This is a genomic window from Burkholderia sp. E168m23 (assembly GCF_016586125.1).
GTDB lineage: Bacteria > Pseudomonadota > Gammaproteobacteria > Burkholderiales > Burkholderiaceae > Burkholderia > Burkholderia orbicola.
This window is the reverse complement of sequence record NZ_BCPP01001060.1, coordinates 1-2,283: the sequence shown is the minus strand read 5'-3', so window position 1 is coordinate 2,283 and position 2,283 is coordinate 1. Positions and strand designations below refer to the sequence as shown.

Sequence of the window (2,283 nt, the reverse complement as noted above, 5' to 3'; positions counted from 1 at the left end):
ACGCCGCAGCCGGGCTCGGTGCGGCTCGCGCCCGGCGAGCGCATCGAGCTGCCGTTCGTCGCCGAATACTGGCTGCTGCGCTACAGCGACGTGATTCCGCGTCCGTACGTCGTCGTCGACGGCGCACCGCCGGCCGTGCTGCGCTACAACGACACCGACAACGAGCTGCGCTACGTCGAATCGCTGCCGGCCGACGCGCAGAACAACTCGACCGGCAACGCGCCGCCGGTGGCCGCACGACCCGATCCGGGCCGCGCGCTGCCCAGCGTGAAGCGCGAACTGCCGCTGCCCGGCACGCTCGAGCTGCGCGGCGTCGAACTCGCGCTGCAGGATCTGCCGGACGCGCAGGTCGCGGCGCTGCACGAGCGCGCGACGACCCTCGGGCTCGACGGCGCTCGCGTGCCGGTGCGCGGCTTCGTCGCGCCGCGCCGGCTGCCGGCCGACATCGCGACACCGGGCGGCTATCGGCTCGCGATCGGGCCGCGCGGCGTGCTGATCGAAGGCTACGATCGCGCGGGCCTCTACTACGGCGTACAGACGCTCTACTCGCTCGCGCCGGCCGGCGGCGGCCCGATCCCGGCGATGCTCGTCGAGGATGCACCGCGCTTCACGCATCGCGGCATGCACGTCGACCTCGCGCGCAACTTCAAGCAGCCGGCGACGCTGCGCCGCCTGATCGACCAGATGAGCGCGTACAAGCTCAACCGCCTGCACCTGCATCTGTCCGACGACGAAGGCTGGCGCATCGAGATTCCCGGCCTGCCCGAGCTGACCGAGATCGGCTCGCGCCGCTGCCACGACCCGAGCGAGACGCGCTGCCTGCTGCCGCAGCTCGGCTCCGGCCCCGACAATCGCTCGGGCGGCGGCTACCTGACGCGCGACGACTACGTGGCGCTCGTGCGCTATGCGGCCGCGCGCTTCGTGCAGATCATCCCCGAGATCGACATGCCCGCGCATGCGCGCGCGGCCGTCGTGACGATGGAGGCGCGCTACCGGCGGCTGCATGCGGCGGGCCGCGAGCAGGAAGCGAACGCGTACCGGCTGCTCGACCCGCCGGACACGACGAACCTGACGACGGTGCAGTTCTACGATCGGCGCAGCGACCTGAACCCGTGCGTGCCGGGCGCGCTCAACTTCGCGTCGAAGGTGATCCGCGAGATCGCGGCGATGCACGCGGACGCGCAGGCGCCGCTGCAGACCTGGCACTACGGCGGCGACGAAGCGAAGAACATCTTCCTCGGCGGCGGCTTCCAGGCGCTCAACGGCACCGATCCGAACAAGGGGCGCATCGATCTCGCCGCGCAGGACAAGCCGTGGGCACGGTCGCCGGCTTGCACGGCGCTGCTCCAGCGCGGCGAGATCAAGTCGATCGACGAGCTGCCGACGCGTTTCGCGAAACAGGTGAGTGCGGCGGTCAACGCGAACGGGATCGGCACGATGGCCGCGTGGCAGGACGGCATCAAGCATGCGAACGGGCCGCAGGATTTCAGCACGCGCCACGTGATGGTGTCGCTGTGGGACACGATCTTCTGGGGTGCGTCGGACAGCGCGCGCGACCTGAGCGGCAAGGGCTACCAGACGGTGCTCGCGCTGCCCGACTACCTGTACTTCGACTTCCCGTACACGCTCAATCCGCGCGAGCGCGGCTACTACTGGGGCTCGCACGCGACCGACGAGTACAAGGTGTTCTCGCTCGCGCCGGAGAACCTGCCGCAGAACGCAGAAGTGATGGGCGACCGCGACGGCAACCCGTTCGAGGTGACGGGCACGGGCCCCGCGCCGCGCATCGAAGGCATGCAGGGCCAGGCGTGGGGCGAGGTGATGCGCAACGACACCTTCCTCGAATACATGACCTATCCGCGGCTGCTCGCGCTGGCCGAGCGCGCGTGGCACCGGGCCGACTGGGAGCTGCCGTATGCGGCCGGCGTGCGCTTCAAGCGCGGCGACACGCATCATGTCGACATCGCCGCGCTGCAGCGCGACTGGGCCGGCTTCGCGACGCTGCTCACGCAACGCGAATTGCCGAAGCTGGAGCGCGCCGGGGTCGGCTACCGGAAGCCGACCTTCACGCTGACGAATCCGTGAACGGGTGAACGGCCAGGCAGTTGAGCGGCAGGCGATGCGGACCCACGCATCGCTTATCGCACACTTATCGCACACGGCCTTCGCCAAAGCAAAAACGGCTTGCGACGCACACGTCGCAAGCCGTTTTCCTTTGACCTCTGTTGACCGCCGGCCCGTATCCGCCGCGCGGATCGATCAGGCCGGCCTCACCGCATCACG

2 protein-coding genes are annotated in these 2,283 nt (G+C 70.0%); both read left to right on the top strand.

The features are described 5' to 3' along the window. A partial coding sequence (locus tag JMF90_RS33995) for a family 20 glycosylhydrolase (protein ID WP_201326065.1) occupies nt 1–2,085 on the top strand: 2,085 nt, incomplete at its 5' end. Nucleotides 2,086–2,089: 4 nt separating this feature from the next. Continuing rightward, nucleotides 2,090–2,283 (top strand): hypothetical protein (locus tag JMF90_RS40420; protein ID WP_236598094.1); only part of this gene is annotated, 194 nt, incomplete at its 3' end.